28 protein-coding genes and 1 tRNA gene are annotated in these 23853 nt (G+C 70.5%); 18 read left to right on the forward strand and 11 right to left on the reverse strand.

What is annotated here, in order from left to right; genetic code table 11:
• Window positions 1-50 precede the first annotated feature (50 nt).
• Window positions 51-1043, forward strand: coding sequence for a Yip1 family protein (locus ACIHIX_RS10365; protein ID WP_399952679.1), 993 nt, complete (start codon window positions 51-53; stop codon window positions 1041-1043).
• Here the strand turns inward: ACIHIX_RS10365 and ACIHIX_RS10370 are convergent.
• Complete coding sequence (locus ACIHIX_RS10370; protein ID WP_399952681.1) at window positions 1040-4789, reverse strand: TIR domain-containing protein; 3750 nt, start codon at window positions 4787-4789, stop codon at window positions 1040-1042. The genes ACIHIX_RS10365 and ACIHIX_RS10370 overlap by 4 nt on opposite strands.
• A 200-nt stretch (window positions 4790-4989) precedes the next feature.
• On the opposite strand from ACIHIX_RS10370, the gene ACIHIX_RS10375 reads away from it, so the two are divergent.
• The gene (locus ACIHIX_RS10375; RefSeq protein WP_399952683.1) at window positions 4990-5211 is read left to right on the forward strand and encodes a hypothetical protein; all 222 of its coding nucleotides are present in this window, start codon (window positions 4990-4992) and stop codon (window positions 5209-5211) included.
• 347 nt (window positions 5212-5558) lie between these two features.
• Here the strand turns inward: ACIHIX_RS10375 and ACIHIX_RS10380 are convergent, their stop codons facing one another.
• Window positions 5559-6080: a phosphoribosyltransferase gene (locus ACIHIX_RS10380; protein WP_399952686.1), complete on the reverse strand. Its 522-nt coding sequence runs from the start codon at window positions 6078-6080 to the stop codon at window positions 5559-5561.
• Window positions 6077-6652, reverse strand: a complete 576-nt coding sequence (gene dcd / locus ACIHIX_RS10385) for a dCTP deaminase (protein ID WP_037735257.1) — start codon at window positions 6650-6652, stop codon at window positions 6077-6079. Before dcd ends, ACIHIX_RS10380 begins: the two co-directional genes overlap by 4 nt.
• Window positions 6653-7166: 514 nt before the next feature.
• Between dcd and ACIHIX_RS10390 the strand changes: the two genes are divergently transcribed.
• The 8 genes from ACIHIX_RS10390 (at window position 7167) to ACIHIX_RS10425 (ending at window position 12783) form a co-directional block, all read left to right on the forward strand.
• Window positions 7167-7240: transfer RNA gene (locus ACIHIX_RS10390), tRNA-Gly, on the forward strand.
• Window positions 7241-7488: 248 nt separating this feature from the next.
• Entirely contained in the window at window positions 7489-7890 is a 402-nt protein-coding gene (locus tag ACIHIX_RS10395; protein WP_399952689.1) for a hypothetical protein, read from the forward strand.
• 536 nt (window positions 7891-8426) lie between these two features.
• Window positions 8427-8870 (forward strand): DUF5990 family protein, encoded by a 444-nt coding sequence (locus ACIHIX_RS10400; protein ID WP_399952692.1) that lies wholly within the window; start codon window positions 8427-8429, stop codon window positions 8868-8870.
• 252 nt (window positions 8871-9122) lie between these two features.
• Window positions 9123-9326, forward strand: a complete 204-nt coding sequence (locus ACIHIX_RS10405) for a cold-shock protein (RefSeq protein WP_093912074.1) — start codon at window positions 9123-9125, stop codon at window positions 9324-9326.
• A 253-nt stretch (window positions 9327-9579) separates the two neighbouring features.
• Complete coding sequence (locus tag ACIHIX_RS10410) at window positions 9580-11100, forward strand: DEAD/DEAH box helicase (RefSeq protein WP_399952695.1); 1521 nt, start codon at window positions 9580-9582, stop codon at window positions 11098-11100.
• A gap of 154 nt (window positions 11101-11254) precedes the next feature.
• The gene (locus tag ACIHIX_RS10415) at window positions 11255-11506 is read left to right on the forward strand and encodes a hypothetical protein (RefSeq protein ID WP_399952698.1); all 252 of its coding nucleotides are present in this window, start codon (window positions 11255-11257) and stop codon (window positions 11504-11506) included.
• Between the two features lie 47 nt (window positions 11507-11553).
• Window positions 11554-11865 carry an SCO5918 family protein gene (locus ACIHIX_RS10420; protein WP_399952700.1) on the forward strand — a complete coding sequence of 104 codons (312 nt, stop codon included), beginning with the start codon at window positions 11554-11556 and terminating at the stop codon, window positions 11863-11865.
• A 564-nt stretch (window positions 11866-12429) separates the two neighbouring features.
• A complete protein-coding gene (locus ACIHIX_RS10425; protein ID WP_399952703.1) occupies window positions 12430-12783 on the forward strand; it encodes a MerR family transcriptional regulator in 354 nt (117 codons plus the stop codon).
• A 207-nt stretch (window positions 12784-12990) separates the two neighbouring features.
• On the opposite strand, the gene ACIHIX_RS10430 is transcribed toward ACIHIX_RS10425, so the two are convergent.
• The 3 genes from ACIHIX_RS10430 to ACIHIX_RS10440 form a co-directional block, all read right to left on the reverse strand.
• The gene (locus tag ACIHIX_RS10430) at window positions 12991-13395 is read right to left on the reverse strand and encodes an STAS domain-containing protein (RefSeq protein WP_399952706.1); all 405 of its coding nucleotides are present in this window, start codon (window positions 13393-13395) and stop codon (window positions 12991-12993) included.
• 266 nt (window positions 13396-13661) lie between these two features.
• Complete coding sequence (locus ACIHIX_RS10435; protein WP_399952709.1) at window positions 13662-13880, reverse strand: hypothetical protein; 219 nt, start codon at window positions 13878-13880, stop codon at window positions 13662-13664.
• Window positions 13881-13885: 5 nt separating this feature from the next.
• The gene (locus tag ACIHIX_RS10440; protein WP_399952712.1) at window positions 13886-14458 is read right to left on the reverse strand and encodes a DUF5994 family protein; all 573 of its coding nucleotides are present in this window, start codon (window positions 14456-14458) and stop codon (window positions 13886-13888) included.
• A gap of 306 nt (window positions 14459-14764) precedes the next feature.
• Here ACIHIX_RS10440 and ACIHIX_RS10445 point away from each other — a divergent pair, with 306 nt between their 5' ends.
• From ACIHIX_RS10445 to ACIHIX_RS10455, 3 genes are read left to right on the forward strand one after another with little or no spacing between them, the layout of a single operon-like run.
• Entirely contained in the window at window positions 14765-15121 is a 357-nt protein-coding gene (locus ACIHIX_RS10445) for a PRC-barrel domain-containing protein (RefSeq protein WP_399952714.1), read from the forward strand.
• 53 nt (window positions 15122-15174) lie between these two features.
• On the forward strand, window positions 15175-15345 hold the full coding sequence (locus ACIHIX_RS10450; protein WP_399952716.1) for a hypothetical protein: 171 nt from the start codon (window positions 15175-15177) through the stop codon (window positions 15343-15345).
• 24 nt (window positions 15346-15369) lie between these two features.
• Complete coding sequence (locus tag ACIHIX_RS10455; RefSeq protein ID WP_399952718.1) at window positions 15370-17121, forward strand: SpoIIE family protein phosphatase; 1752 nt, start codon at window positions 15370-15372, stop codon at window positions 17119-17121.
• Window positions 17122-17152: 31 nt separating this feature from the next.
• Here ACIHIX_RS10455 and ACIHIX_RS10460 read toward each other — a convergent pair whose 3' ends face one another.
• The 3 genes from ACIHIX_RS10460 to ACIHIX_RS10470 form a co-directional block, all read right to left on the reverse strand.
• Entirely contained in the window at window positions 17153-17833 is a 681-nt protein-coding gene (locus ACIHIX_RS10460; RefSeq protein ID WP_399952721.1) for a hypothetical protein, read from the reverse strand.
• Window positions 17830-18186 (reverse strand): STAS domain-containing protein, encoded by a 357-nt coding sequence (locus ACIHIX_RS10465; RefSeq protein WP_399952724.1) that lies wholly within the window; start codon window positions 18184-18186, stop codon window positions 17830-17832. The genes ACIHIX_RS10460 and ACIHIX_RS10465 overlap by 4 nt, the downstream gene beginning before the upstream one ends.
• Before the next feature lie 462 nt (window positions 18187-18648).
• A complete protein-coding gene (locus ACIHIX_RS10470; RefSeq protein ID WP_399952727.1) occupies window positions 18649-19131 on the reverse strand; it encodes a DUF5994 family protein in 483 nt (160 codons plus the stop codon).
• 171 nt (window positions 19132-19302) lie between these two features.
• On the opposite strand from ACIHIX_RS10470, the gene ACIHIX_RS10475 reads away from it, so the two are divergent.
• The 5 genes from ACIHIX_RS10475 to ACIHIX_RS10495 all read left to right on the forward strand — a co-directional run bounded on the left by ACIHIX_RS10475 (window position 19303) and on the right by ACIHIX_RS10495 (window position 22071).
• Window positions 19303-19554 (forward strand): hypothetical protein, encoded by a 252-nt coding sequence (locus tag ACIHIX_RS10475; protein WP_399952729.1) that lies wholly within the window; start codon window positions 19303-19305, stop codon window positions 19552-19554.
• 160 nt (window positions 19555-19714) lie between these two features.
• Window positions 19715-20251, forward strand: coding sequence for a DUF5994 family protein (locus tag ACIHIX_RS10480; RefSeq protein ID WP_399952731.1), 537 nt, complete (start codon window positions 19715-19717; stop codon window positions 20249-20251).
• A 5-nt stretch (window positions 20252-20256) separates the two neighbouring features.
• Window positions 20257-20406, forward strand: a complete 150-nt coding sequence (locus tag ACIHIX_RS10485) for a hypothetical protein (protein WP_399952734.1) — start codon at window positions 20257-20259, stop codon at window positions 20404-20406.
• Between the two features lie 160 nt (window positions 20407-20566).
• Window positions 20567-21307, forward strand: coding sequence for a GAF and ANTAR domain-containing protein (locus ACIHIX_RS10490; protein WP_399952737.1), 741 nt, complete (start codon window positions 20567-20569; stop codon window positions 21305-21307).
• A complete protein-coding gene (locus tag ACIHIX_RS10495; RefSeq protein WP_399952740.1) occupies window positions 21304-22071 on the forward strand; it encodes an ANTAR domain-containing protein in 768 nt (255 codons plus the stop codon). Before ACIHIX_RS10490 ends, ACIHIX_RS10495 begins: the two co-directional genes overlap by 4 nt.
• 47 nt (window positions 22072-22118) lie before the next feature.
• Here ACIHIX_RS10495 and ACIHIX_RS10500 read toward each other — a convergent pair whose 3' ends face one another.
• Together ACIHIX_RS10500 and ACIHIX_RS10505 are read right to left on the reverse strand one after the other, a co-directional pair.
• On the reverse strand, window positions 22119-22535 hold the full coding sequence (locus ACIHIX_RS10500) for a DUF5994 family protein (protein ID WP_399952742.1): 417 nt from the start codon (window positions 22533-22535) through the stop codon (window positions 22119-22121).
• Between the two features lie 41 nt (window positions 22536-22576).
• On the reverse strand, window positions 22577-23563 hold the full coding sequence (locus ACIHIX_RS10505) for an acyl-CoA desaturase (protein ID WP_399952745.1): 987 nt from the start codon (window positions 23561-23563) through the stop codon (window positions 22577-22579).
• Window positions 23564-23853 lie beyond the last annotated feature (290 nt).

Genomic DNA, 23853 nt, shown 5'->3' on the forward strand with positions numbered 1-23853 from the left:
GGAACCTCGCGGTACCACTCGCGGTACCCCTCGGGGATCCCCCGTAAGGGATGTCACAGCTCGGCAGCAAAGCCGGGCCCGAACCCTCGGGCCCGGCACGTCACTCTCCGGGAGCAGGTACGTTCGAAGGCGTGGCTGGATTCAGGATCGGACGCGGCCGGGACAACGGCGCTCCTCATACGCGACCGCAACAACCTCCGTACGGGCAGCAGGCCCCGCAGGGACCGTCGTACGGCGGCTACCCCGCGCCGCCGCAGCCGTACCCAGGGCAGCAGCAGGGGTACGGCGGCGGTCACCAGGGCGGTGGCTACGACGAGCCGGAGTACTTCGGCGACGGCGGCTACGGCCACCAGGGAGGGCATGGGGGCCAGGGCGGCCAGGGCCACGACCCGTACGCGGCGAACAACCCCGGTCACACCCAGGCCTTCTCCGTCGGGGAGGACCCGTACAACCAGGGCGGTACCTACCGCGCCGGCTCCACGCCCCCCGCGGGCCCCGTCGGCCCCCGTCTGCACTGGAAGCCGCTGCTGAGGGGCATCCTCACCGCCCCCAACCAGACCTTCCTCCAGATGCGCGACTACACGATGTGGGCGCCCGCCCTCATCGTGACCTTCCTCTACGGCCTCCTGGCCGTCTTCGGGTTCGACGGCGCCCGCGAGGAGGCGATCAACGCCACCCTCTCCAACGCGGTGCCGATCGTCCTGACGACCGCGGTCGCGATGGTCCTGTCGTCCTTCGTCCTGGGCGTGGTCACCCACACCCTGGCCCGCCAGCTCGGCGGCGACGGCGCCTGGCAGCCCACGGTCGGCCTCTCCATGCTGATCATGTCCCTCACGGACGCGCCCCGCCTGGTCTTCGCCATGTTCTTCGGCGGCGACGCGACCTTCGTCCAGGCCCTCGGCTGGGCCACCTGGGTGGCGGCCGGCGCCCTGCTGACCCTGATGGTCTCCAAGTCCCACGACCTGCCGTGGCCGAAGGCGCTCGGCGCGTCCGCGATCCAGCTGATCGCTCTGCTGTCGATCGTGAAGCTGGGGACGTTCTAGGGGTTCAGGCGGGCCATCACCGCCTCGAAGACCTCGGTGTACGCCGCGTCGCGATGCAGGTCGACGGTCAGGGTGTTCATGTCCCGCAGGATGTCGGCCAGCCTCGGAAGCCGGGCCCGGATCTCCGTGTAGAGGTCCATGTCCTCCCGGAACCCGTCGAGGTTGGCCGACGACACCGTCTTGAGCGCCTCGTCCAGCTCGCTCGTCCGCTGCTCCCAGTACCGGACGTACCGAATGCGGTCCACCGGTTCGTGGATCAGGGCGTCCGGGAGCACCACCGGGAACACCCGGTCACGGAACTCGCCGCGCGCGGCGACCTGAAGCAGCTCGAACAGGCAGTTCGGTGACTTCAGATACGCGTCGCTGATCACGAGGATCACGCACTTGCCCTGGCCGATCCGCTTCATGAAGTCACCGATGGACGCCTTGTAACCGGCGTCCCGGCGGTCCCGCACCATGGTGATGCCACGCTCCTGGAAGGCGCGGTCCAGCTCGTCGGCCAGGGCGTTGCTGTCCGCGCTCCAGGAGTACGACAGGTAGACGTCCGCGCTCTCCTCGGCCGACAGCTGCAACAGCCGCTCGGCCGTGGTGTCCACGAGCGCCATCCGAAGACCCCCGCGCAGCCCCTCGAACGCCGGGTGGCTGAACGGGATCGCGTAGAGCGTCAGCACCAGGTCGAAGAGGTTCACGACATACGCGAGGTCGTCCCGGAAGTCGCCGGGGACCAGCCCCCGCAACACGGCCGGACATGCCTCCTCCGCGAAGACGCCCCGCATCAGCGGGACGACCCGGCTCCGTGGGCCCCCGGGCGGACTCCGCCGCGCACGCAGCAGACCGGCGTCGTCGGCCAGCGGTCCCTCCGGCCGGGCGAGGGTCCTGCCGTACTCCGACGTCACGACCGCGAGGACGACGTCGTCCTCGCGTACGTCCTCGACGTCCTCCACCACCAGCACACCGGCCTTGCGCAGGTCGCGGGTGAGCAGCGCCACCCAGTCCGCGTCCTCGGGCAGATGGCTGACGTAGCACCGGGGTGCCGCACGGTCCGCGCGGAAGCTCTTCACCCGCACCAGGCGCGTCTCGTACGCACTGCGCACGCGGGCGACCGCCCGCTCCTTGCCCACGATCCGGTTGTCCTCCGCCCCGAGCGCGACCGGCCCCTCGATCTCCGGCAGGGTGATGCGCTCCCCGCACCGGGAGCAGAACATCGTCCGCAGCTCCTCGCGCAGGGAGCCGATCACCACCGTACGGTCCTGCTTGTGCCCGTTGCCGCAGGCGACCGGCGGGAACGGGGACACCGTCACGCCATGGCGCTCGTACAGAAAGCCTTCGAGCAACCCCTGGAAGGCCCTTCTCCCGTACGACGGCACCGCCTCGCTGTAATGCAGCACGAGCTCGATCTCGCCCTCCCGCTCCTGGAGGAGCCGCAGCCCGCAGATCTCGCCGCGACCCATCTCGAACTGGGCCTGGTTCTGCCACTGGTTGACCCGGACGAACCGCCGGGTGTGGCCGAGCAGGACCACGAGCGCGGGATAGACGTTCTCCACCCGGCCCCGGACGACGTAGGTCATGTCGTCGACCGTCTCCACGGTGTCGAACAGCGGCCGCTTGTACTTGATCAGCCCGGGGAAGATCAGCAGGATCTCCGCGCCGAGCGTCTCCCGGAAGCAGAGGTTGTGCTCCAGGAAGCGCACCACTGCGGCGTCGAGAAGGACCTGACGCTCGTCCGGCGACAACGCCTCGACCTCCGGGAACCGGTGCTCGCCGGCCAGCAGCGCGGCCTCGCTGACGGCACCGAGCTCCTGCGGGTGCTTGTCCGCCTGGAGGAAGATCGAGGAGGCCAGGTCGACCAGCAGCTCAGGGGCGAGCAGGATCGCCCGCGCGCCGGACGACGTCCGCAGCACGCACACATAGCCGTGGTTCTCCAGGTGGCCGACGGCCGTCATCATCTCGGCGTCGGTGAACTCCCAGTCGGGGTCGGTGGCCTCCAACCGGCGCCGGAGATCGGCCGGCAGCACCAGGACCTCCCCGCGCTCCGGCCGTTCCTTCAGCGTCAGGACGAACTCCTTGATGCGCTTGAAGGTGACGGTGGTGACCGTGGTGGTCATCCGCTCCCACGGGATCTGCTCGCGCAGCAGTTCCATCAGCCCGCCGACGCCGTCACCGGTCGCCGCGCTGGTGCTGACGTACCCGCCGCTGATCCCCTGCTGTTGGCAGAACTGTTCCAACTCCGCCCGGGAGCAGGCCGAGTCACCCCGGTCCACCCGTGCCCCGATCAGCACGGCGGGAGGCAACTGCCGTCCCCCGGACAGCTGCTGGAGCCAGAACCGCACGCCCTTCAGCGGCTCCTGCCGGTTGGTGGGGTCGAAGAGGACGAGTGCGACATCGACGTTGTCGAGGAAGATCGCGTGCACGGGCCGGTAGATGTGCTGTCCGGCGAGATCCCACAGCACGGCCTCGCAGTCCGTCCCGTCCACGCGCCGTGTCCGCATGGCGTCCACGGCCCAGAACTGCTGTCCGTGGGTGGAGGCATGCTCCCGGAACTCGTCGTGCGCCAACCGCCACCCGAGCCCGGTCTTCCCGACCCCGGAGTCACCGACGAGCACCACCTTCGCCGTCATGTAGCGCACGGATTCGACGGGGGCGGGCCGACCGAGGAGGACATCGGGGTCGTAGTCCCAGAGAGCCGCGCCCGTCCGACGGGACTGGACGGCGATACGAGGCAGGGTGGGGTGGAAGGCGAGGGCGGGGGCGGAACGCCAGTGGTCGTCGTCGCGCTGGGGGTTGTCGGTCTGGACGCCGATGCTGGTGCGCAGGACCGGGCTGCTGGGGCGGAGGGGCCTGTCCCGGACCGCCGCCATGTCGCCGGGGAGCTCCAGAACCGCGACGGTCGTCCAGTCGTCGGTGCGCCACAGCCGTACCGTGCCGTCCGCCGAGGCCGTCCCCAGGAGCGTCCCGTCGGCCGAGAACCCCACGTCCGAGACGCTGTCGGTGTGACCTTCCAGATGGACGAGGCCCGTGTCAGGGGAACTCTCATGGATGGGCAGACAGGTGACCTGGCCCCCACTGGTACCCACGACGAGCAGCTCGCCGTCAGGGGACCAGGCGAGGCAGGTCACGATGTCCGACTGACCCCAGTCTTTCCACTCCCGGGCGCCGTCGGACAAGGCATCGGTGTTCCACACCACGACGACCCCGTCTGCCGAACCGGTCGCCAGCCGACGATCGTCCGGCGACCAGGCGAGGCAGTTCACATACCCGCCGCCCGTGCGGAGGATGTGCAGCGGCACCCGACTGCGGATGTCCCAGACCACGGCATTGCCGTCCTGTCCACCGGAGGCGAACAAGTCGGCGGAGTGCGACCAGGCGACCTGGCCGACCCAGCGCCCGTGCTGCTTCAGACGCAAGGGCCGGTTGGGACGGTCGAGCCGGTTGAGACTGTCGAGCCGCCACACCCTGACCTCGTCGAACCCGCAGGCTCCGGCGATCCGTGACCCGTCCGGCGACCAGGACACCCGGTTGACGAAACCGCCGCCGGCGTTGCGGAACGTCGCGACCTCCACGACGCTCTCGGCACTGTCAGCACTCTCGACATCAAGGATGCGCACATGGCTCGGCCCGCTCGGCACGGCGAGCAGCCGTCCGTCCGGCGCCCAGGCGACATAGCGCCCGCAGTCCTCGTCAGCCGGCTCCCCCAGCCCCCGCGCGAGCCACAGCCCGGCGCTGGACGCATACCCGTACTCCGTCATGGCCCCCGCCCCTGCCCACACCCCACCGTCCGCCGCTGTGCGCATCAGGGTAGGGCGGTCTGCGGCCGGTGGCGGGCTGTGGACGATTTTTGCCCTACCGGTTCACAAAGCAGCAGGTCAGCGGCGTGGCACGGCGATCCTCGTCGTGATCTGTGCCGATGGCCACAGCGAGCGGGGTGCGCGGAGGCGCATACTGAGCCATGACAAAGCCTGCGGCATCGAAGCGTCATCTGCCTACCAGCCCCTTCCGGGCCCCGGTCGCACCGGCCACCAAGCACTTCGCCGAGGGCGACCGGGTCAGCCACGACATGTACGGTCTCGGGCGGGTGATCGGCGTCGAGGACGGCATCGCGGCGCTCGTGGACTTCGGCGCCACACAGATGCGGATCCTGAGCCCGTACACCAAGATGACCAAGCTGTAGGACTGCAGTGCCCGGTCGCGGCACACCGGGCCCCGTCCGGGGCCTGTAACGAAAGGCAGACTTCCCATCGACGCAACGTCGCTGTTCTCCGCCGTGGAAGGGCAACCCCGCCGTTCGACGGCACCCTCGCCGCCTCCGACGACGAGCCCCTTCCAGGCACCGGACTTCGGAGCCGACGAGCTCTCCTGGTCCGAGGACGAGGACACACAGGAGCCCGCCTCGGTCCCGACTTCGGTCCCGGCCAGGCGTAAGGCACGGCCCAGGGCCGCGTAGCGGTTGTCGTGAAGACCATGATCCGCAGCAGGAGAGCCCCTTGACGATCAGTCAAGGGGCTCTCCTGCTGCGGATCAGACCGCTTCCTTGTTCTCCTTGGGCGCCTCGCCCGCCTTCGCCACCGGAGGCAGCACACTCCACGGGAAGTTGATCCAGTCGTCGGTCCGCTTCCACACGTACTCGCACTTCACCAGCGACTGCGACTTCTCGTAGATCACGGCGCTGCGCACCTCGGCGACGGCGTCGAGGCAGAAGTCCCGGACCAGCTTGAGCGTCTTGCCGGTGTCGGCGACGTCGTCGGTGATCAGGACCTTCTTGTCGGAGAAGTCGATCGCGTTGGGGACGGGGGCCAGCATGACCGGCATCTCCAGCGTCGTCCCCACCCCCGTGTAGAACTCGACGTTGACCAGATGGATGTTCTTGCAGTCGAGGGCGTACGCCAGCCCGCCCGCGACGAACACCCCGCCCCGGGCGATGGAGAGCACGATGTCCGGCTCGTACCCGTCGTCGGCGATGGTCTGCGCGAGTTCACGGACGGCGGTGCCGAACGCCTCGTAGGTCAGGTTCTCCCGCACGCCCGCGCCGCCCTCGCTCATACCTGGGTCCGGTGGAAGTTGAGGAAGGAGCGGGAGGCGGTGGGCCCGCGCTGTCCCTGGTACCGGGAGCCGTACCGCTCGCTGCCGTACGGGAACTCGGCCGGCGAGGACAGCCGGAACATGCACAGCTGGCCGATCTTCATACCGGGCCACAGCTTGATGGGGAGGGTGGCGAGGTTGGACAGCTCAAGGGTGACGTGACCGCTGAACCCCGGGTCGATGAACCCGGCGGTGGAGTGCGTGACGAGCCCGAGCCGCCCGAGCGACGACTTGCCCTCAAGCCGTGAGGCGAGGTCGTCAGGGAGGGTGATGACCTCGTACGTGCTGGCGAGCACGAACTCCCCGGGGTGGAGGATGAACGGCTCGTCGCCCTCCGGCTCCACCAGCCGCGTCAGATCGGCCTGCTCCACGGAGGGGTCGATGTGCGGGTACCGGTGGTTCTCGAACACCCGGAAGAAGCGGTCCAGCCGCACGTCGACGCTCGACGGCTGCACCATGGATTCGTCATAGGGATCGATCCGCACGCGCCCGGCATCGATCTCGGCCCGGATGTCCTTGTCTGAGAGAAGCACGTCCCGAGGATACGCAAGGCGCGCGGACCGATTCGCATCGGAGGCCGCGCGCCGCTGTGACTGCGTACTGCCGCTTCTACTGCCGCTGCTTCTCCAGGGCCACCGGTACGACGCTACGGAGCCGAGCGCACCGCGGGCATCGGACCAGCCGGCCGGGGCCGAGCCGCTCGGCCTGCTGCATCGGGAACGAAGCGGTGCTGAACACGTGCCCATCGGCACAGCGGACGACGGTGCTTTCCATCAAGTCCTGTAGTCCCTTCCCCAAGAGCCCCGTCCGGCTGCTGCTCGCCGGACGACAAATGCCACATTACGGGATGGAAGGAACGACTCTCCAGGCGGCACTCCGGCCACTCCCGGACCCTCTCCCACCCCTCCACCGTACGCCCCAACTCCGGCCCCCCGCAGCCCTGTCACACCCCTTTAACGCACTCAGACCCCACGGCTCCAGCGCCGGGGGTCTGGCATGAGGTACAGTGGCGGAGCGTTCCGACACCGGTTCCGACCGGCGTCTTACGCGGGTGTAGTTTAGTGGTAGAACATCAGCTTCCCAAGCTGAGAGTGCGAGTTCGATTCTCGTCACCCGCTCCATGTGCAGCCCCAGGTCAGCGACTTGGGGCTGTTTTTGTATGCGGAAATCAGCGGTGCCGGGTCACAAGTGGACACGGCACTGGCCTCTGGCTAGGCTCGAATTACGGGTGCCACACCTGAAGTAGCCGTTGCGGCGCAAGGAAGTTGGCACGGTGCGCGTCGAAAATTCGCGGTTCACCACTACGCCCTGCGTTTTACGCAGTGAGGCCTCTCGGCTAAGCCGTCTTAATCAGGGGCAGGAGTCTGACATGCGGAAATTCAGCAGCATCAAGAGAAATACACTCGGTTCCGTCGCGGTGGCGGCCTCGCTGACGCTCGCCGCGTCCGTGGCAGCGGTCGGCACCGCGCACGCCGCTGTGAAGGTCACGATCACCGGAACGGTGAGCTGCGCCAAATTCGATGCCTCGACGCCGCAGCTCGTGACGATCACCCCCAAGACGGGGACTGCCGGCTCGGACGAAACGCCCGGCGAGGAGCAGGTCGAGCAGTACACGATCAAGCTCACGGGAATTCCGAGTGGTGGCACGACCGTCACCGCCAAGGTTGTCTGCGAAGACGATGAAGGCGACACGAACACGTACAAGGTCAAGAACGTCCCGATCAAGAAGCCCGCGAACGGCGCCCCTGTGACCCTCAACCTTCCGACATAGGGAGTCCAACGGTCCCGCCGCGGTACGGCACCCTTCGAGGCAGCGATCATCAGCAGACCCCATCGGCCGTGGCCGGACGCGAGCAGGCAGACGGTCGGTGGGGCCTGCGGCTGACTGGCCAGGCCCCCCTCCTCAACTCCGTGGGGCGAAACCACGTTGCGGCCAGCCCCAGGAACGCAGGGCCTGAAGCATCCGGGTGTCCCCTCGGCACACGAGCGTGACGCCGAGGGCCGCGTCGTGGTCGTGCAGCAGCCTCTTCTGCAGGCGTCGGGCGAAGTTCCAGTCGCGGCCCGGCGAGCAACAGGGCGAACCCGGGCCGGCATTCGGCGGCCACCAGGCGCCGCAGGAAGCGGGCACGAGCCGCCTGGCCGCCGTCCGAGCTGTGCGCGCAGGGATCGCGTCCTGGCCGCGCACATGCCGGAGCCGCCGAGCCGGGAACGAACGGCGCCGGCGCACGCGAGATCCTCGGCTCTTCCACGGAACTCCCGGGCACCCGACAGCCCGCGCATGCGCCGGAGGGCGGGATGATGGCCGCCATGCGCATCCGCATCGACGCCGTCGACCTGCCCGGCCACGGCGACCCCGCCCGCGGCGACCTTTACGTCGCCGTGCAACGCCGCGACCGTCCCGCCGAAGTCCTCGCGCCACAGCCCGGCAGCGGACCGTCCGCGACCTGGACCCTGGAGTGCACCGCAAGCACCTCGCCGACCGGTACCGAGGTCAAAGGCCCCTACGTGCAGGACCGTCTGGGCCGACGGTTCATCTATCTGTCGTGGGGCACGGTCGACGAGTCCGGCACCTTCACGATGTTCCGCCGGGCCAAGCTCATGCTCGACGTCATCCCCGCCGACGTGCTCGCCGCAGCCGCACGCGACGGGCTGCTGATCGGACACCTCGGCCTGACCGACGCGCAGGGCGGGCCGCTGTGCGCACGCGTCGAGCCACCGCACATCACCTGGACCGCCGCACGGGCCGACTGAGAAAGACTTCATCCGCGCGGATCAATATCTGCATCCGCGGCATGAGAAATAGACACGGTACACGGCGAGTATTCCTCGATCGCCGACCCGAGCAGAATTACTGACCGAACAGAGTCGCTCGCACCGTGCTAACGTAGTTGTCAGTTGCAGGTGTGGTTGCCAGAAGGTTCATTTCCCGACGGTCCAATCAGCACGGCGACGCGGAATTCGCACAGGGCGAATTCCGGGCTTCGTCTCCGAAGGAGAAATGACATGGCTACTGGCACCGTGAAGTGGTTCAACGCGGAAAAGGGCTTCGGCTTCATCGAGCAGGACGGCGGCGGCGCCGACGTCTTCGCCCACTACTCGAACATCGCCACCCAGGGCTTCCGCGAGCTGCAGGAGGGCCAGAAGGTGTCCTTCGACATCGGTCAGGGCCAGAAGGGCCCGACGGCCGAGAACATCGTTCCTGCCTGACACCAGCAGCAACGCATACTTCGCAGCTGGGGCCCGCACCTTGGGGTGTGGGCCCCAGCTCGCTGCATTTTCAGGGCGCATGACGGAATGCCTCACGGCATCACCGCATCACCGAACGGTGATGCCATTACCCCCGTCGATCCGAATCGGCGCCCCTCATCTCCGGCCCGTTCTCGCGATTCTCTGCGCCGTTCATCTTGCTGCGGAATCTCCTTGCTACGCGCCCCCGTGCTCACATCGAGGAAGGTTCCGCTTGAACCGCGCACGCACCGCTCCCACGACCCCCACGACCCGCACGACCCGCACAACCCGTGCCTCCGACCGCTCGCGGGGGTCTGCCGCCCAGCGCTCGGGGGCGTCGCGGCGTTCCAGCGGCTACGAACGTCGGCCGGCCGCCCGCCAGGGCGAGTTCGCGCTGCCCGAGACGATCACGCCCGCGCTGCCCGCCGCGGAGTCGTTCGCCGACCTCGCCCTGCCGGCACCGCTGCTGGCCGCGCTCGGGCACGAGGGCGTGACCGTGCCGTTCCCCATCCAGGGAGCGACCCTGCCGAACTCCCTCGCCGGACGTGACGTGCTCGGCCGCGGCCGTACCGGATCGGGCAAGACCCTCGCTTTCGGTCTCGCACTGCTGGCCCGTACGGCGGGCCGGCGCGCGGAACCACGACAGCCGCTCGCCTTGGTCCTCGTCCCCACCCGCGAGCTGGCCCAGCAAGTGACCGACGCGCTCACCCCGTACGCCCGCTCCGTGCGGCTGCGGATCGCGACCGTGGTCGGCGGGATGTCCATCGGCCGGCAGGCCGGGGCGCTGCGGGCCGGGGCAGAGGTCGTCGTCGCGACGCCGGGGCGGCTCAAGGACCTCATCGGCCGTGGCGACTGCCGACTGGACGAGGTCGCCGTCACCGTCCTCGACGAGGCCGACCAGATGGCCGACATGGGCTTCATGCCGCAGGTCACCGCCCTGCTCGATCAGGTGCGGCCCGAAGGACAGCGGATGCTCTTCTCCGCCACCCTGGACCGCAACGTCGACCTGCTCGTCCGCCGCTATCTGAGCGACCCGGTGGTCCACTCCGTCGACCCCTCCGCGGGAGCGGTCACCACGATGGAGCACCACGTGCTCCATGTGCACGAGGCGGACAAGCACCGGACGACCACCGAGATCGCGGCACGGGACGGCCGGGTGATCATGTTCCTGGACACCAAGCACGCCGTGGACCGGCTCACACAGCGCCTGCTGAACAGCGGCGTCCGCGCCGCGGCCCTGCACGGCGGCAAGTCCCAGCCCCAGCGCACCCGGACACTCGCCCGGTTCAAGACCGGGCATGTGACGGTACTGGTGGCGACGAACGTCGCCGCCCGCGGCATCCACGTCGACCATCTCGACCTGGTCGTCAACGTCGATCCGCCGACCGACCACAAGGACTACCTGCACCGCGGCGGCCGCACCGCCCGCGCAGGCGAGTCCGGCAGCGTCGTCACCCTCGTCACCCCCGGCCAGCGCCGCGCCATGAGCCGGCTGATGGCTTCGGCCGCCATCACCCCCCGGATCACCCCGGTGCGTTCGGGGGAGGCGGAACTGAGCCGCATCACCGGGGCCCAGGCCCCTTCCGGAATTCCCGTCGTCATCACCACCCCCGCCGCGGAACGCCCCCGCCGCGCCGGTGCGTCCGCGGCTTCCTCGCCCCGAGGCCGCCGCGCCCGTCCCGCCCAGGGGCACGCCACCGAACGAGCGGGGCGGCGCAGGACACAGCGGCCCGCCCTCGACCCGGCTGCCTAGAGGCATCGATCAGAAGCTCACCCATCCCCGCATCCCCGAGGAGACAGCTTTGACACCGGTACAGACACGGCGGCAACGAACGGTTCGAACGGTTCTCTCCCCCTGGAGCGCAGTCGACGACACGGACGCGGCCCGGCCCAGGGTCCGGGACGACATGACCGTCGAGGTCGCCCTGGCCGTCATGGCCGGTGCCGGTGTCGAGTCCCTCCTCCTGTGCGACGGGGACGACGCGTGCACGGGCTCGATCACCAGAACCGAACTCGCCGTTCACCGCCGCAGTGCCACGTACACGGACCGGCTCCGGCTCCGGGACGTCCTCGACGGACCGTTCGCCTCGCCCGCACCTCGGCCCGTCGCCGTCGGGGAACCCGGGCGGGCCCCGGGCGTTCTCGCCCTCTCCCGCTGATCCACCGCACCCGGTCAGCCCGTACTCCTTCTCCCTGTGAGGGCATCATGCGCTGTGTCATCGCCCGGTACCCGTTCGATCTGACCAAGAGCGGAGTGCTGGCCTCGATGAGGGGCGTCACGCCGGAGATCGTCACGGGTGAGTCCGTGACCATCGGCCGCCGCCGCTACCCCGTCAAGCAGGTGGGCCAGGTCATCACCCGGCAGGACCGCCGCGACTTCACCGGCGGCGAGGTCATCCGGGCCATGACCCGCCTCGGCTTCACCTGCCACGCCCACCCCGACGCCGCGCCCGTGCCTGTCCTGGCTCCGCTCCAGACCGCGTCGGACCTGCTCGGCGCCGCCTCCATGGACGTATGAGGCCGGGCGGCCAAGCCGCCACCAGGATCCCCGTGAGGGCCCTGCCGACATCTGTCGGCAGGGCCCTCACGGCTGTCACGCCGTCCGTTTCTCCACGACCGAACCGCCGGCCGCGACGACCTGCGTCACGCGTTGTTGCAGGTGGCAGGCTATCTGTTCCCCCAAAGAGCTGAAATCTACTCTTGCAAGAGTAGACATTGAGCCCTGCTGCGGTTAGCCTTTTTCTCGTAGACACCGGTCAAGCGAAACCCGGCAGACACGAACTGGCGGGTGGCAGTACCGCAGTAGCAGTTCATCGAGCAGTTGGTTCAGAGGAAGGACGGAGGACGCAGACGCCATCAGGATCGCCCGGCCCGGGGAGCACCCGGCCGGGTACCGCAAGACCCCGGATTGGAAGGTGGTCCCCGGTCACGCAGCCGCGATCCCCGCACCCCCTCTGCAGGGCTGGTAGCGGAAACAGAAGGTCGGCACAGCAGTAGGGCCGACAGATGGTGTTGAATTTCCTTCGGGGCCCTGGTGCCGTACGGCACCAGGGCCCCTCGACGCGTTGCGCAACGAGGTGACATGACAGCAGATATCCCCCTCAGTGATCGTCTGGAAGACGATGACTACCCGGCGTACACCATGGGGCGGGCCGCCGAAATGCTCGGCACCACTCCGGCTTTCCTCCGAGCCATCGGTGAGGCTCGTCTGATCACTCCACTTCGCTCGGAGGGCGGACACCGCCGGTACTCCCGCTACCAACTGCGGATCGCCGCGCGTGCCCGCGAGCTCGTCGACAGGGGCACTCCGATCGATGCGGCATGCCGCATCGTCATCCTCGAGGATCAGCTCGAGGAAGCTCAGCGCATCAACGCCGAGTACCGGAAGCGTGCCAAGCACGAGGCGCCCCACAGCGCCCTTCCCGGCGACAGCTGATCAAGAGGGCGCGTGCCGCTCGGCTCGAACACGCGGGGGCCCGATCGCCCCTGAGACGCCCGCGGGTATCACCCGTCAATATCGACGTCGACGCCCAGGTCCTGTTCACCGAGAACCGCGCCCAGACTCTGGTGGTCCTGTCCGCCCGCCCCGGCACGGAGAGCCAGGGAAAGCTGGAACTGCTCTCCGTCACAGGACACCAACAGCTCACCCTCTGAGCAGTCGCGAGGCGGGGATGACGGCTGCGACCGGCCGCGATGCGGCGGCGGTACGGCGACCGTCCCCGGCCACGGCGTGCGGTCCGTGGAGCAGGAAGCCGGAGCCGGTGATCTCGATGGCGCGGGCCATGACCGGCGGGGGACGGTGCAGCCGGAGGGCCGTTCCGGCGTGGGCGGCCTGTCGGAACGCCGCGAGGAAGACGTTGAGTCCACTGACGTCGCAGAAGGTGACCTCCGCCAGATCGACGTCGACGGCGCGGATGCCGTCGCGCACGCATCCGGTGAGCGTGGCGCGTACGAGCGGGACGGTGGCCAGGTCGATCTCTCCCGCGAAGGCGATCAGGGTGCGGTCGACGTGGTCGTCTCGGTGGACGTGCAGCTGGGGGAGAAGCATGGCTCCTCGATTCGGGGAGTCGGGAAGAGGGGTGACCGGGTCGGCCGTTCGCACGGTGGCCCCTCGGGAGCCTTGTCGTCGGCTCGGAGGGGGCGGGACACGCGAGGACCCCGGCCTGCGATGAGTGGTGCTGCGGCCGGGGTCACGGGCTGCGGTGGTAGCGGTGTGTGTCGGAAGGTTCGTGGTTCGGATCAGCCCATTCGTGCGTTCGGCGACGGAGGGGAGTACGTGCAGGAGGGCGGCGGGCGTGCCGGAGGGGCGGGAGTTCACCCGTCCCTCTTGCGGATCCGGCGCCGGCGGCGAAGCCCGCGCTTCCGCCGTCGCGATGGGCCCGACGATCCCGGCGGGCCCGCGACCGGCATTCCGGAGCCGCCGTAGTGGAAGGCCGCGATGCGGTCGCCGTGCAGTGCGTAGAGCCGGTGGATGAGCAACGCCCCGAGGGCGACGATCGCGACGAGCACCAGCCCGGTCACCAACGTCTCCATGGTGCTCACCGGCTGCCCGTCGCCCGTAGGGCCGGTTCGCGGGACGCATGGCCTCCCTCGGAGTCCCAGACCGCCCGCACGGCCCGGTCGGCCTCGGACACCGCCCGCCGACGCGCCGCCTGCTCCATCAGCCGGCTCGCGGTCGACGTGCCCAGTGGGTCGCTCGCGGCGGCCATCAGCCAGGCGGCCGAGACGGGGTCCGTACGCGGCGGGATCACGAGGAGGTTCCAGCGGCCCACGTGGTACGAGAGCAACAGCAGTTCGTGCGGGTCCTGTTCGGCAAGGAACCAGCCCACCTTCACCACGTGCCCGGCGACGGGCACCTTGCGCGGGACGACCGGCCAGTGGGTGGGATTCACCGTGGCGCGGGTGATCCGCCCCCACAGCGGGTCCAACACGGCGGTCAGAGAGGGGAGTTCCGCCGACAGATCGCGGGAGCGGGGCCACCAGGCGCCGTCCAGCAGCGGTGGTGCGGAACCAGCGGGAGCCAGCGACAGGCGAAGTGACGATGACGAGGACCGGTCTTCGGCTTCGTTTTCGTATGCGGCTGCCGTCGGGAGGGAAACGGTCGCAGTCATGACGCGGACCCTGCCCCGGGCCGGCCGCGAACCGGCCCGGCATATTCGATCGCCGAAAACGACACGAGCAAGGAAGCCGGTGCGCGAAATATCCTCGGTGATTCCAGGGTACTCCTCGAAGAGGTCCGACGGACCGGACAACCGGCCAAGGAACGACTTCACACGCACCCGTGTGTCGACACAGCCCCGTAGGTCGACCCGTGGGTTCCGTCCCATGACGACGGCAGGACGTTTCGGCCATACGATGACGAGTAGGTCGGCCCGGCCGTCGTACCGCCGATGGAGCGCGCAGACAGGGAGCAGGGCATGATCCGTGCAGCCGACATCCGTGAGTGGCGCAACCTCGCCGTGGTCGACCCGAAACAGCGCAAGATCGGCATGCTCGAAGGGGTCTACGTCGACACGGCCAGCGACGAACCGGCCATGGCCACCGTCCGTACCGGGCTGCCCACCCGCCACCGTCTGGTCTTCGTCCCCCTCGACGACGTGACCCTCGGGCCCGGCTACGTCAAGGTCTCCTACGACAGGGGACTGGTGCGCAAGGCCCCCTCGATCGGTACGGACGACGTGCTGCCGGCCGAGCAGGAGGAGGAGATCTTCCGGCACTACGGCATGAAGTACCAGCCGGGAGCAGGGGGCGAACGTCAGCTCGCCCGCCGCTGACCACAAGCACCGCGCCCGCCGCACACGCCGCACGGAGGGAAGTGATCTCGTTGATGGCGCTGTTTCTTCTGTTCGTCCTCGTGGCCGTCGCGCTGGGCATCATCGGTACGGCAGCCGACGGCCTGGGCTTTCTCCTGGCCATCGGTATCGCGATCTTCGTCGCCGACCTGGTCTTCTTCGCGGTACGGCTGTCCCGGCGCGCCAGACGGCGCCCCGTCCGCTGACGGCCGCCACAACTGGAGGGCGGCATGGTGGAGGACGCGGGAGGTGACGGGACGTCGTGGCCCGCGGCCGGGCCGGGTTTCTGGCCGGAGGTCGTCGAGCAGCTGGACACCGCCCTGCTGGTGGTGGATCCGGTCGGCCGGATCCTCGCCGTCAACCCGGCCGCCGAACGGCTGCTGGACCGGACCTCCCGGACGATGCGCGGGAGGGACGCCCACGACCTGCTGCACCGGGACACCGACGGCGGCACGCCCCCGCGGGAACAGTGCCCCCTGCTCCGGTCACTGGCCACGGGGGTCGCCGTGCGGGGGGAGGGCGACCGCTACCTGCGCGGTGACGGTCGGCTGGTCACGATCTCCTGGTCCGCCTCCCCCCTGGCGGCCGGCGGCTCCCTCAGGGGCATGGCGGTGCTCTTCACCGACGTCACGGGCGACCATGGCGCACGCCGCGAACGTGCCGCGTACACCAGCGCGTTGGAGGACCTCAACGAGCGGCTGACGCTGGTCGCGGAGATCACCGACGTACTGGGGCAGACGCTGGAGACCGACGAGGCCCTGGCCCGGCTGGGCCGGCTGCTGGTCCCCCGTCTCGCCGACTGGGCGGCGGTCGATCTCCGGGCCGGTTCCGGGCAGGTCCACCGGGTGACGGTGACGGGTCCGGCAGGCCGGGACGCCGTGCTGGAGGGCGGGCGCGAGCGCCTTCCCGAGGCGACGGAGGGAGACCGTTCACCGCTGGTCCAGGTGCTGAACGGCGGTGCTCCGGTGCTGCGGCAGGAGGGGGCGCCGGCCTGTCCGCCGCAGGGAGGGAAAGCGCGGACGGCGGCCCCGGCCGACTCCCCGCTGGCCGCCCTCCACGACGACTTCCTGCGCACCGTGCGAGCGACATCGGTCATCACGGTGCCGCTGGGCGCCAGACGGCAGATCACCGGCGCCCTGACGCTGGTGCGCACCGATCCGGCGCATCCCTTCGGCCCCGCCGACCTGGACGTGGTAAGCGACATCGGCCGCCGGGTCGGCCTCGTCCTCGACAACGCCCGCCGGTACGGACGTCAGCGCGCCGTCGCCGAGGCGATGCAACGCAACCTGCTCGCCCCGCTGCCCCAGCCGGGCGGCCTGCGGCTGGCCGCCCGCTACCAGCCCGCTCCGGTCGGCTCCCAGGTCGGCGGCGACTGGTACGACGCCTTCGAGCTGAAGGACGGCGCGCTCGCGCTGGTCATCGGGGACGTCGTGGGCCACGACCTGACCGCCGCGGCCGGGATGGCCCAACTCCACGGCATCCTGCGGTCCTTGGCCTGGGACCGCGCCGAACCGCCCAGTGCCGTCGTCGACCGCCTCGACGACGCCATGCCCGCCATCACCACCGTGTCGATGGCCACCCTCGTCCTCGCCCGCGTCGAGGGCGACCCGCACACCGGTCCCTGGACCCTGCGGTGGACCAGCGCCGGACATCCGCCGCCGCTGCTCCTGACGTCCGGTGGACACGCGCAGTACCTCGAAGCCGGACAGGGCCTCCTGCTGGGCGTTCCCCCGGGCTCGCGCTCGACCAGGCCCGACGCCACGCTGCCCCTGCCGCTGGGCGCCACCCTCCTCCTCTACACCGACGGCCTGATCGAGATCCCCGGCAGCGACCTCGACTCCGGCCTGGTCCGGCTGCGCCGCCACGCCCTCGCGCTCGCCGACGCGCCGCTGGACACCCTGTGCGACCAGTTGCTCGCGCGTATGCCACCCGGCAGTACGGACGACGTGGCCCTCTTGGCGCTGCGGCTGCCGACGCCGTGACAACCGCGGCCGTCGACCGCGTCGGTGGTGCTCAGTAGGGCCGTTGCGTGCGGCTTTCGTGCGCGAGGCCGTCCGGGCGGGCGGCCGTGCTTGAGCCGGTGGGGAGGATCAGGGCCCGCAGCAGGACGGGGTCCGCCGGGTGCAGGGCCGTGGGATCCGGTGGCCGGCGGAGCGAGCCGATGTCCTGCCATCCCCACGACAGGAAGGCGTCGCAGGTCGTGGCGTCGGTCTCGGCGACCAGGGTCGCCCCGAGCGAGGCATGGTGGTCGGCGAGCAGCCGCTCCTGGAGCCTGCGGGCGAGTTCCCGGTCAGCCGTGTGGGGGTGTACGACGATCTCAGTGACGGCGAAGACGTGCCCGGACGCGGTGAGTTGTTCGACGCTCTGCGGAAGGGTCCCGTCGAATCCGCGCCACCAAGTCCCCTGGCGCGGAACGGGGAAACCGTAGGCGCATCCGGCGAGGGCCGTGTCCTCCGCGAGCAGCACAGAGAAGCCGAGTCGGCGGACGGCGCTCGCCAGCCGCCCGAGAAACGCCTCCCGGCCCCGGTACTCCTGGCCCGGCTGGGCCCGGGTGGACTCCACGTACAGGTCGGCCAGCTCCTCCCGCACGGTCTCGGTCTGCCAGCGGTTCAGCCGGCGCAGGCGTAACGCGTGGGCGGGAGTCCGGGTGCCGGTCTCACGCCGAGGCTCCTCCGGGGAGAGCGGGGCGGTCACGAGCCACCGCCCGGGTGGGTCGATGACCGGGCGGCGTGCGGCCCGTCGAGCAGGAAGCCGGTGCCGCTGACCTCGATCATGCGGGCCACGGCCGTTGGCGGGTAGTGCAGTTGGAGGGCCGTACCGGCTTCGCCGGCGAGCCGGGATGCGTCGAGGAAGGCGCCGAGTCCGTCGGCGTCGCAGCGGGTGACCGCCGTGAGGTCGACGTCGACGGTGTGGATGCCGTCGCGCACACAGCCGGCCAGGGCCGCGCTCACGAGCGGGGCGGTGGCCAGGTCGATCTCTCCCGCGAGGGTGATCAGGGTGTGGCTGGTGCGGTCGTGCCGGTAGACGGCCAGCGGGGGAAGAAGCATGGCTTCTCCGTTTCTCCGTTCAGGGTTGCTGTCGGAGCGGCCGGGGTCCTGGGCTGCGGGGTGGCGCGGTGAGCCTGGCAGCGCGTCAAGTGGTCGTCCCACCCGCTGCTGCGGCAGCCCTGCGGTCACGCACGGGATCCGTGGCCGAACGGCCGGATCGCGGGGCGCGGGTCCCTCTTCGGAGTCCCGGACCTCTGCCACGGCCCGGTCGGTCTCGTACACCGTCCGCAGGCTCGCGGCTTCTTCCATCAACCGGCTCGCGGTCGACGTGCACATCAGGTCGGACGAGGAGGAGATGGGCGCAGTCATGACGCGGACCCTGCCCCGGGCCGGCCGCGAACCGGCCCGGCATATTCGATCGCCGAAAACGACACGAGCAAGGAAGCCGGTGCGCGAAATATCCTCGGTGATTTCAGCCTACTCCGCGGACAGGACGAACGGACCGTCGGGCGACGGCCGTTCTCACGTCGCGGGCGCGGTGCGTCCGGTACCCGTGTCGATGAGGATCTGTCCGGCCCGCGTCGCGCTGTCGGCGCGGACGGCCTCGGTCATGGCGGCGCGCGCGGCCTCGGGGGTCGCGTGCGGCGGGACCACGAGGAGGGAGAAGAGATCCTGCTCGCCCCGGGTGACGAGGACGGTGTCGTCACCGACCGCAGAGGAGTCGATGCGGACGACACGGCCGTCGACGGTCATCCGCGTCGGCAGCTGCTCCCAGGCGTCGGCGTCCAGGCCGACGCGGGTGATGGGTCCTAGGTACTCGGTCAGTGCGGTGATCAGGGCCGGAAGTTCGGCGGTGACGTCGCGCGAGCGAGGCCACCATGCCCCGTCCAGCGATCCCTGCCGCTCGTGTGTCGTCTCCAGCCGCACCACGGCCGTCCCGGGCCGCACGATGTCGTGCACGGCGTCCGGCAGAAGCCTGGTCACACGAGAGCCGGAGTCTGACATCGTTCTCGCCTGCCTGCCCGGAACATGGAAACCGTACGGCTTCCTCGTTTCACCGTACTCCCCGGTGTTGCACTGTGTCCCCACCCGTGACACATGCCCGGAGTACAGTGAAAGATCCATTCCGTCCCGTGCCAGGACATCGAACCCGGGCCATCGAACTCCGAGGTCGCCATGCAGCCCACGGAATCACCTTCGGACGGGCATGCCGAGGTCCGTATCGTCGCCGCCTCCCCCGAGGTCGCCCGCCGGATCGCGGAGGTGCTCCGCCGCTGCTTCGCCGCCACCGAACAGCGCAGTTACCCCGCCTCCGCCGACGGCGGCACCCGCCTCCAGCTCACCGTGGACACCACGCGCGCGGCCGAACCCGCACGGACGTGGCTGGAGACCAGCCGGTCCACGGAGCAGGCCCGTCGCCGCACTTGAGACGGCCGCCCTCGAACGGTCCGCCCGGTCCCTTCGGGGAGTAGCGTGAACACATCGGGAGCATCTCGCGCACCGGCCCCGACGTCGGTGCCGTTCCCGGTGAGTGACAACACCGGGCGGCTGCCTCCCGCAGAGGTCCGGAGACAGGTTCGTTCACGTGATGTCCGCGATGTCAGCGCTCCCCGCCTCCCCGCACACCCCGACAGCGCGCCTCACGCTGAAGTCCGAGAGCCTTTCCATCCGGCCCACCGACCTGGACGGCGCCTGGTGGCCCCGTTCGCGCGATCTGTCGATCGAACTCCCCGCCCTGGCGGACGTATTGGACCCACTGTGGGGACGGATCACCCGGATCGCGGTCAACCCCCGCAACTGGCCGGTCATCCCGCCCAGGATCCACGTCAACGGGCATGTGGTGCAGGTCGGTTGGTTCACCGCGGAGCTGGATCCGCACGCGATCCTGCTGATGTCCTTCACCGCGGGCTCCTGGCACCTCCTGGTCGTCCCCCCGGAGACCGGCGCCGCCTCGGCCGGCCGGCTGATGGCCGCCGCGGGCGCGGACACCGGCCCACCGATCACCGCGAGCGCGCTCATGGCGGCGGAACGAGCCCGCCCGAGGCGCCCGGAGGCCGGCCTGGGCGGCAGCGGCGGCGCCCTCCCGGCACCCGTCCCGGGTCATCGACTCGCCAGGGGGGCCTGACCGCCGTGGTCGCCGCCCTGGCCGTGAGCGCCCTGCTGATCCTGGTCGTCGCCGCGACCCGCCTGGTCCACCGGTTCGAGGCGCGGCAGAGCGTGGGTGCGTGGAGCCGGTTCCGTCGGCAGGCGGCACCGGAGACCGACGGCAGCGGCACCTAGGACCTGCGCACGGCGAAAGCCACCCCTGCTCGGAGGAGACGGGCCGCATGTGCCCGCATCCCGGTCTGCGGTACGGCGACGCCCTGGGATACGTGATGTACTGCGGTGTCCGGGCGGCGCCCCGCCCCTCGGACCCCCGCCCGCGGCGGAACGGAGCACGGTGATCAGCGAGGGCATGGCCGAGGTCCTGCGGTCGCTCCGCCTGAGTGGGGTGAACGGCGCCGCGCAGGCCTCCGTGCTGGCCCTGGGCGCCGAGGGCGTCGCGCTGACGCTGCTCGCGGGCGTGAACCGGCTCGCCGAACCCCTGTGGTGCCATCCGGAGCTCAGCGCACAGTTCGAGGAACTCCAGTTCACGCTGGGCGAGGGCCCGGGACACGAAGCGCTCCGTACCGGCTCGCCGGTGCTGGAACCCGACCTGACACGGGTCCGCCCCGACCGGTGGCCGGCGCTGCTGCCGGCCGCGCGGGACATGGGGGTGCGCGGGGTGTGCTGCTTCCCGCTGGGCATCGGGGCGATCCGTGTCGGCGTCCTGACCGTGCTGTGCGACCCGGACCGGCCGCCGGCCGATCAGCAGTACCGGGACGCCGCCGCCCTGGCCTCCGCGCTGACCGCGGCCTGTCTGGACGAGGAGCAGGCCCGGGAGCGGGGCGAGAAGCTTCCCTGGTCCGGCATCGACGTACCGCAGGCCTCGTCCTTGCACCGCGCGGCCGTGCACCAGGCCACCGGCATGGTCAGTGTCCAGCTGGACGTGTCCATGGAGATCGCCCTGCTGCGCCTGCGGGCCCATGCCTACGCCAGCGAGCGCGCCCTCGGCGACGTGGCGCAGGACGTGGTGGCCCGCAGGCTCCGATTCGACGACGATAAGAGCGGGCCGACTTCGCCCGACGGTGGAAAGGGATGATCGGCATGGCCCGCGAACAACGTCTGGCCGAGATCTTCGTAGAGGTCGCGGACTCCCTCGTCGAGGACTTCGACGTCATCGACCTCCTGCACCGGCTCTCCACACGTTGCGTCGAACTGCTCGACGTGTCGGCAGCCGGCATCCTGCTCGCGGACGCCCACGGTGAGCTGCAGATCATCGCCGCCTCCGACGAGCACACCCGCCTGCTGGAACTCTTCGCGCTCCAGCACGACCAGGGCCCGTGCGTCGAGTGCTACCGCACCGGCACCCAGCGCACCAACATCGACCTGACCCGCCCGGAGACGACCCTGGGCTGGCCGAACTTCAGCGCTCGGGCCCGCGAGACGGGGTACGTGACCACCCACGCCATCCCCCTGCGCCTGCGCAGCCGCGTCGTCGGCGCGCTCAACCTCTTCCAGACCACACCACACCGCCTCGGCGGCGACGACATCGCCCTCGCCCAGGCCCTGGCCGACGTGGCCACCATCGCGATCCTCCAGCAGCGCACGCTGGAGCAGTCGCACGTCGAGAACAGCCAGCTGGAGTCCGCGCTCACCAGCCGCATCCTGATCGAGCAGGTCAAGGGCGTCCTGGCGGAGCGCTGGAACACCTCCGTCGACCATGCCTTCGAGGTGTTCCGGTCCTACGCCCGGGCCCGCCACCTGCGCCTGTCGGACCTCGCCACGCGGATCATCTCGGGCGACTTCGACACCGCGGACATCCCCGCTCCGGCACCGGAGCAGCCCGCGGAGGACCGGAGCTGAGCGGGCCGGCCGCGGCTGACCGGGGCCGACCAGCGCCCCGGTGCCGGTCAGCCGTGGGACGCGGGGCCGCCGAGGTCGCCGGCCGCGCCCGCCATGAGCGGCTCCGCGGCCTCCTCGGCCGTGTCAGGGGGCACCACCAGCAGGTCCCAGCGGCCCCGTCCGGGGGCGAGCAGGACGACGGTGTGCGGTGCGGACGCCGTCAGGTTCCTGCGCAGTCGTACGACCTGGTTGGAGACGAGCATCCGGCCGGGCACCGCGGACCACGCCGCCCCGTTGACGGTGACGCTGGTGACATGACCCCACGCGCGGGGCAACCCGGCCAGCAGGCGCGGGAGCTCCACGAGGAGGTCGTAGGAGCGCGGCCACCACGCCCCGTCGATGGGCCGGGGCATCGCGCCGTGGGGCGCCAGGCGCAGTCGCAGGAGGGGATGGGAGGGAAGCGGGGGCTGTAGTGCGATGGCCATGATGCTCCTGCCGACTACGGTGTACGGACGGGTGGTTGACGTCAGGCGCGGCGGGCCGCGACCCGCTCCGGCGTCGGCCAGCGCACGTCGTGCACCCAGCCGAGGCGTTCGAAGAGGCGGATGACGGCGGCCGACAGGTCGATCTGTCCGCGGTCGACGCCGTGCCGGGCGCTGGTGGGGTCGGCGTGGTGGAGGTTGTGCCAGCTCTCGCCGAAGGAGAGCAGGGCGAGCGGCCACAGGTTGGTGGCCCGGTCGTGGCGCCGGGTGCGGAACGGGCGCTCACCGATCAGATGACAGAGCGAGTTGACGCTCCAGGTGACGTGGTGGAGCAGCGCTATCCGGACAAGTCCCGCCCACAGCAGGGCCGTTACGCCGTACAGCCAGGATCCGCCGATCGCCCAGCCCGCCGCGAACGGCAGCGCGAGGGTGGCCAGGCACAGCCACGGGAAGGCGCGGGAGACGGCGACGATGTCACGGTCGGCCAGCAGGTCGGGGGCGTAACGCTCAGGCGGCGTACGGTCGTTGCGGAACAGCCAGCCGACGTGGGCGTGCAGCACTCCGCGCAACTGGCCGCGCAGATGCGTGCCGTAGCGGTACGGGGAGTGCGGGTCGCCGGGCCGGTCGGTGAAGGCGTGGTGGCGGCGGTGGGTGGCGACCCAGCCGATGACATCACCCTGGAAGCTCAACGAACCGGCCACCGCGAGCGCGATCCGCACGGGGCGCTTCGCCCGGTAGCCGCCGTGGGTGAGCCCGCGGTGGAAACCGACCGTGACGCCGAGGCCCGTGACCAGGTAGAAGACGACGGCGAGCACGATGTCGGCGGGGTGGATCAGGCTGCCCCACAGCAGCCGGCCGGCGAGGGCGAGGGCCACGAACGGCAGGACGACGATCACCCCCGTCACGGCGACGTACAGGCGCTGTGCGCCCTCGCGGGCGGGTGCCGGGCCGTCCGGCGGGAAGGGGGAGGTGCCGTCGTAGGCGGACCGCGGAGGGGCTGTGGCCGTGGGCAGGATGGGGCTGAGAGACATAGAGGGGTGCTCCTGGACCTGGGCGAGGGCCGCTGGGATGGAGGTGCGGCCGGGGTCACGGGCTGCCCCTGAAGGGTGAGTGGTGTGCTGGAGACGACCTGTCCGGTGGGCACGAGACACCCTCGTTCTCCCCACCGTACTCCCCTTGCGGCCGGAACCACCGGGCCGTCACCGATCGGCCCCCTCCCGCGGCGCGCTGCCCTCGGCCCCGCGTTGACACGGCCCGTCGCCGGACGTTGACTGGCAGCACGGCGCAGGCGCTGCCCCGTGACACGACGGAAGCGGTACAC

The organism is Streptomyces sp. NPDC051913 (genome assembly GCF_044593635.1).
Classification (GTDB): domain Bacteria; phylum Actinomycetota; class Actinomycetes; order Streptomycetales; family Streptomycetaceae; genus Streptomyces.

Bases quoted from the DNA above. Each gene is read 5' to 3' on its own strand.
- ACIHIX_RS10435 (WP_399952709.1), bottom strand. From the start codon at position 13,880: ATGGAGACGTTGGTGACCGGGCTGGTGCTCGTCGCGATCGTCGCCCTC.
- ACIHIX_RS10370 (WP_399952681.1), bottom strand. From the start codon at position 4,789: ATGACGGAGTACGGGTATGCGTCCAGCGCCGGGCTGTGGCTCGCGCGG.
- ACIHIX_RS10505 (WP_399952745.1), bottom strand. From the start codon at position 23,563: ATGTCTCTCAGCCCCATCCTGCCCACGGCCACAGCCCCTCCGCGGTCC.
- ACIHIX_RS10475 (WP_399952729.1), top strand. From the start codon at position 19,303: ATGCAGCCCACGGAATCACCTTCGGACGGGCATGCCGAGGTCCGTATC.
- ACIHIX_RS10380 (WP_399952686.1), bottom strand. From the start codon at position 6,080: ATGAGCGAGGGCGGCGCGGGCGTGCGGGAGAACCTGACCTACGAGGCG.
- ACIHIX_RS10365 (WP_399952679.1), top strand. From the start codon at position 51: ATGTCACAGCTCGGCAGCAAAGCCGGGCCCGAACCCTCGGGCCCGGCA.
- ACIHIX_RS10500 (WP_399952742.1), bottom strand. From the start codon at position 22,535: ATGGCCATCGCACTACAGCCCCCGCTTCCCTCCCATCCCCTCCTGCGA.
- ACIHIX_RS10395 (WP_399952689.1), top strand. From the start codon at position 7,489: ATGCGGAAATTCAGCAGCATCAAGAGAAATACACTCGGTTCCGTCGCG.
- ACIHIX_RS10420 (WP_399952700.1), top strand. From the start codon at position 11,554: ATGCGCTGTGTCATCGCCCGGTACCCGTTCGATCTGACCAAGAGCGGA.
- ACIHIX_RS10465 (WP_399952724.1), bottom strand. From the start codon at position 18,186: ATGCTTCTTCCCCCGCTGGCCGTCTACCGGCACGACCGCACCAGCCAC.
- ACIHIX_RS10430 (WP_399952706.1), bottom strand. From the start codon at position 13,395: ATGCTTCTCCCCCAGCTGCACGTCCACCGAGACGACCACGTCGACCGC.
- ACIHIX_RS10470 (WP_399952727.1), bottom strand. From the start codon at position 19,131: ATGTCAGACTCCGGCTCTCGTGTGACCAGGCTTCTGCCGGACGCCGTG.
- ACIHIX_RS10425 (WP_399952703.1), top strand. From the start codon at position 12,430: ATGACAGCAGATATCCCCCTCAGTGATCGTCTGGAAGACGATGACTAC.
- ACIHIX_RS10375 (WP_399952683.1), top strand. From the start codon at position 4,990: ATGACAAAGCCTGCGGCATCGAAGCGTCATCTGCCTACCAGCCCCTTC.
- ACIHIX_RS10450 (WP_399952716.1), top strand. From the start codon at position 15,175: ATGGCGCTGTTTCTTCTGTTCGTCCTCGTGGCCGTCGCGCTGGGCATC.
- ACIHIX_RS10455 (WP_399952718.1), top strand. From the start codon at position 15,370: ATGGTGGAGGACGCGGGAGGTGACGGGACGTCGTGGCCCGCGGCCGGG.
- ACIHIX_RS10440 (WP_399952712.1), bottom strand. From the start codon at position 14,458: ATGACTGCGACCGTTTCCCTCCCGACGGCAGCCGCATACGAAAACGAA.
- ACIHIX_RS10495 (WP_399952740.1), top strand. From the start codon at position 21,304: ATGATCGGCATGGCCCGCGAACAACGTCTGGCCGAGATCTTCGTAGAG.
- ACIHIX_RS10400 (WP_399952692.1), top strand. From the start codon at position 8,427: ATGCGCATCCGCATCGACGCCGTCGACCTGCCCGGCCACGGCGACCCC.
- ACIHIX_RS10445 (WP_399952714.1), top strand. From the start codon at position 14,765: ATGATCCGTGCAGCCGACATCCGTGAGTGGCGCAACCTCGCCGTGGTC.
- ACIHIX_RS10480 (WP_399952731.1), top strand. From the start codon at position 19,715: ATGTCCGCGATGTCAGCGCTCCCCGCCTCCCCGCACACCCCGACAGCG.
- ACIHIX_RS10405 (WP_093912074.1), top strand. From the start codon at position 9,123: ATGGCTACTGGCACCGTGAAGTGGTTCAACGCGGAAAAGGGCTTCGGC.
- ACIHIX_RS10415 (WP_399952698.1), top strand. From the start codon at position 11,255: ATGACCGTCGAGGTCGCCCTGGCCGTCATGGCCGGTGCCGGTGTCGAG.